The sequence below is a fragment of the Pseudobutyrivibrio sp. AR14 genome (assembly GCF_900101325.1).
Classification (GTDB): Bacteria; Bacillota; Clostridia; order Lachnospirales; family Lachnospiraceae; genus Pseudobutyrivibrio.
In genome coordinates this window covers 1-4668 of record NZ_FMUY01000032.1, presented here as the reverse complement: position 1 = coordinate 4668, position 4668 = coordinate 1, and the positions used below count along the sequence as shown (strand labels likewise).

The window sequence follows — 4668 nt, the reverse complement described above, 5'->3', positions numbered from 1 at the left end:
TTTATCTAACGACTCCGGCAAAATACACCCAGAATGTGTTCTGTGTTTATTCACCAAATGATTTAACTCTTCAGAATTATCTTCTAATAATTCCATTATACTTGTGCTTTTATTCAATGTCGGCTCAGATACCTCGGCAGCGTCAAACATGCAGCCCATAGCCGAAAATGACAAGTCATTTACTATTACCTTATAAATTTCTGTGTCGATTAATACCTCGTTTATCATAATTCTCCTTTAATCTCCCCGTATGAACCCTGGGGACGGGGTTAGTGGTCCATTTAAAATAGTGCACTGATATCACTCATATCCATCCTAAAAAAGATGGCTAAACTTATTTATCACCTATTATGAATTTTTACAGAGGTTAGATAAAAGGCTTGGCCTACGATACTTCTATACCATTCATGGTCTTCGATAAACTTTTTCTAACTCCCATTTTTCACTATTTTTTATAAAATAAAAAATTTCCTCTTCCGGACCTGATGTTACCACTAATTCCCCATTTTCATCGTAATATTTGTAAAAAACAAACATATAACCTTTACCCGTATTTTTCCCAAGTAACAATAGTTTAGGAGCAATAAACACATCCACCGATGTAGAGTCATGACTTCCCACAACGTATTGTGCTCCCCATAAGGGGTCATTTATGTTATCTATTTTTTCAATACCTTCTTTTAGTTCATAAGCTCTATCAATGCAATGTTTAACGGATATATAGCAATATAATTCATATAGAAAAAACAATATAAGTAAAATGATAAAAGTATAAACAACTTTTCTTTTCAAAACTGCTCCTCTTACATAAAAAACACATCCGACATCTGAATATATAAAAACTCTTTCATTAAAACGCTGTACTCCCTAAGTCTTATGCGGGTCTATAGATTTTATATAGTTCCCACTTACCGGCTTTCTTTATATAATAAAATACTTCTGATTCTGGTCCTGATTTCTTTATTAATTCCCCACTATCATCGTAATATTTATATATAACCGACATATACCCTCTACCTTCGTTTTTCCATAAAAATGTTAGCTTTGGTATTATTACAACTTCTACCGATGACGAATCATTACTACCTTTATGATATTGTGCATTCCATAAAACATCATCCGTATCTTCGAGGATTTCAATTCCTTCCTTCAGATTCTTAGCTCTTGAAATACAACTTTTAGTAAAAATAAAGCATATACTCTGATATAAAACAAATAACAATACTATTATCAATACTATTAATTTTAACCTTTTCATTCTGTACACTTTTCTTCATTTGGAATTCAAAATTCATCACTTCTATTATTTTCCAATAACATCATTAATTATTTTTTCTATAATTGCTGCATTTTTCATTTGGTAAGATCTGTATATTATATATAAAATGTTATGCTCCTTAAAAAATGGATATCCATCACGAGAATATTTTTGTATAGTAATAATCAACCAATTCTCTTTTTTATCAATTGTTACCTTATCGTTATTCTTCAGCGAATAATAAGCTATGGTTCCAGCTATTTCCATGAGAATTTCTTTTGCTTTATCAAATTCTATTTCAAAAAGTTCTTCCAACTCCTTTTTTAACAATACAGATAAGTCATTTGGTTTTATCAAATAATCTATATTATTCTTCGCAAAACACTTTTCTGCAAAATTAATATAGCTATCTACAAATAAAGCTATATCATCCTTTTCAAAAGTTTTCATTTGTAAAGATTCATCCATTTTCTTATAGCCAATCTCACGCATATAAGTAGCAAATTTACTTATAACCTCTTTAAAAGAAAACTCATCAACATATGTATAACTAATAGAATCTCCCATACATAGCAGACTAATTTTCCCTTCATGAATTAAATCTTCATATATATCAAACCCTTGTGATTTTCCAGAAACTATCCTTTTAAAGAGACCTAAATAATTACTTGACAACCCTTTCCTGATATATTCCTGCTTAAATCCTTTATCTTTTGCTTCTTTCCCGAGCAATTCATCTATAATCTGCCTTTTATACTCTTCGCTCAACATATACATTTTTTTCTTATAATCCAATCATTTCAGATGGTACTAATCCTTGGAGACAGGGTTAGTGCATTATTCAAAAAGCTATCGCTTTATGAATCCACGGATGGGGTTTATTTTTCATTATAGATACCTATATTTTCTATCTCCTCTTTTGAGAAGTAAGCTTTAATTTCATCAAGAATCCAACGATTTACATTTTTTTGCCGATAAGCATTAAGTACAATTCCCATAGGTGTATCATGTACCTTACGCTTTATATTAGCTTCTCTATCAATAAAAAAATAATTAGATGTTTTACCTTCAACCATATACGTATCTTTAATTTTATCAAGCATTAACCCTGTTAGTATTTCTGAAGCCAAAAGTAGTTGCTTTTTTGCCACTGTCCATTCTATATTGTATACACTTTCTACCATTTGACAGATATGCAAAAGATCATCATTAATAATTGTATTAGGGTTCTCGTCTATATACTTTTCATAATCTTTTTCATAATTGTTTCTAACAAATATTATATCTTCTCGTTTATAATATGGTCTTTTCAACCATTCATCCATCTTAGAGTAGCCTTCTCTAAGCATAAACTCATTTATCTGACTAATGGCCATTCTAAATGTTTCTTCATCCTCATAATGATATGTCATCCTTTTTCCTTCAAACATGATGTATATATCACCCTGATGAATTAAATCTTCTGTTATAAATAATGATTGACTTTGTTCATCCACTGTCCTTTCAAGAATCCCTAAAGGTTTAGTAGCGATAAGCTTTGGATGACTTTTAATAGAAAATCCTCTCTTCTTAGCTTCTTCTCCCATTATTTCTTCTATTATTTTTTTATATTTAATTGACATAAGATATACTCCTTTACCTAAAATGCATTTTGTAATGTTTGTATTGAATTGACAAACATAGGTACCGCAACCGAATCATCTAATGTTCCAGCTCCTCCCGTAAACACATCATCTGCAAACAATAGCAATGATCCTGCTATACCCAATACTGCTAATCCTGTTTCCACGAAATCTGGAGATTGCTGAGTTGTATTATCACAATCTGCTTCAACTGATGTAGGACAGCCACAACTAATCCACTGAATAAAATAATATGTTTTCAAAAACTCAATCATTGTTTGATTAACTGTATTTACGAGTCTTGGCAACATTTTTCCTGTTACCGCCTTTACTTCTTCTGGTGTTGGTTCATATAAAACACAATCATCAGGTATTGACTTCTGATAATTATATATGATCAAGCCATCCCCATAAGTTCTATACACAACATATTCTCCAGGATTAAGAACTGAAGGAATTGCTACTCCATTAAATGATTCGTCATAGCTTTTTCCCATATAGGCTTTTTCGATTGAGTACGTTATCAGATTATTTTCATTATAATTAAATGCTTCAACATAACCTTCCAACTGTGCAATTCCTATCTCATGATTTGGCGCTCCTTGTGCATAACTTCCTGGCTTTATCTCATATATTTCTGCCACCATACCCTCAAACACAACTATATCCGCATAGCCATATTTACCTAGTCCATGAAATGACCCACCTTCTATCGGAACTTCTATTGCGCAATTTAATCCAGTATAGTTTATTGCGTATGTCTCCATAAGCAAATGTGCTTCCGCGCCTTCCAAAACTGTATACCTACCTGATAAATCTACTCTATCAATAGGTCTGTTAAAACAGTATTCAAAAAGGTTATTTGTCTCAGGTATTTCAATTCCTATGAATCTCTCTTTATCCCTAGAAACAAACCTACCCACCTCAGCATCATAGTATCTCGCCTGAGCAAAATAACTCTCTGTCATCTCATCATGCTGATACCCAGTAAAAGCTAGTGGTTGGATGATATTTCCTTGCTTTTTGTAAGTTGGCTTTTCATGAATACCTTTCAAAGGATTTAGATTTCTTCCAAACTCGTCGTATGCGTATGTACCTACAACTGCACCATCGGTTCCTGTTAGATACATACCAGTTCCAAGTTCATCTAACATATAGAAATAGTCTTCCCCTGATTTAGACATTGAAACCACATTGCTATCATAAATGTAGGATTCTGTCTTGCCATTTACAGTCCGCTCTAGCATGTTGTGGTAGTCTTTTGTTAAATCAAGCAGGAACTCTATCTGCTCATCAGGCTTGCTTACAGCCACGCGCTTACCCATACCATTGTAGCTATATGTAGCCTCAACTGTTGCGCCAACCTCAACCTTGGAAAGCATATTTGTGGCATCAAATGAAAACCTCTTTTCTAACACTCCATTCTCAAATTCAGCTATCTTATTTCCTCTTCTATCATATTCATAGGAGATAGTCTTTGAGCTATTTACTGTTTCAAGAAGTCTATCTAGATTATCATAGCTATATGTTGTTACTTCATTATTGTCTATAAATCTTCTTCTGTTTCCAAATGCATCGTATTCGTATTTACGGATAAGCTCACCATCAAGACTTACTTCTGTAAGCCTATTTTCTAAATCATATCCATAATTATATTCGCCAGAAACATTCTCTAAATCTCTTCTGAATCGATTTACTGTAGTTCGATTACCCCTAGTATCATATCCATAAGTATATCTATCCATTAGGCCCTTTGAATCGTACATTTCAAGAGACTTAAGCATACCG

The 4668-nt window shown here is 32.6% G+C and carries 6 protein-coding genes; all 6 read right to left on the bottom strand.

Annotation, left to right across the window (positions count from 1 at the left end; genetic code table 11):
- The coding region (locus BLP50_RS14480; protein WP_207645751.1) for a hypothetical protein at positions 1-228 on the bottom strand (228 nt) is incomplete at its 3' end.
- 177 nt (positions 229-405) lie between these two features.
- Positions 406-792 (bottom strand): hypothetical protein, encoded by a 387-nt coding sequence (locus tag BLP50_RS14010; protein ID WP_090155862.1) that lies wholly within the window; start codon positions 790-792, stop codon positions 406-408.
- 82 nt (positions 793-874) lie between these two features.
- A complete protein-coding gene (locus tag BLP50_RS14005) occupies positions 875-1258 on the bottom strand; it encodes a hypothetical protein (RefSeq protein ID WP_090155861.1) in 384 nt (127 codons plus the stop codon).
- A gap of 45 nt (positions 1259-1303) precedes the next feature.
- Positions 1304-2053 carry a hypothetical protein gene (locus BLP50_RS14000; protein WP_176753795.1) on the bottom strand — a complete coding sequence of 250 codons (750 nt, stop codon included), beginning with the start codon at positions 2051-2053 and terminating at the stop codon, positions 1304-1306.
- Positions 2054-2136: 83 nt separating this feature from the next.
- Positions 2137-2880 carry a hypothetical protein gene (locus BLP50_RS13995; RefSeq protein WP_090155856.1) on the bottom strand — a complete coding sequence of 248 codons (744 nt, stop codon included), beginning with the start codon at positions 2878-2880 and terminating at the stop codon, positions 2137-2139.
- Between the two features lie 17 nt (positions 2881-2897).
- Positions 2898-4668 (bottom strand): RHS repeat domain-containing protein (locus BLP50_RS13990; protein WP_278335217.1); only part of this gene is annotated, 1771 nt, incomplete at its 5' end.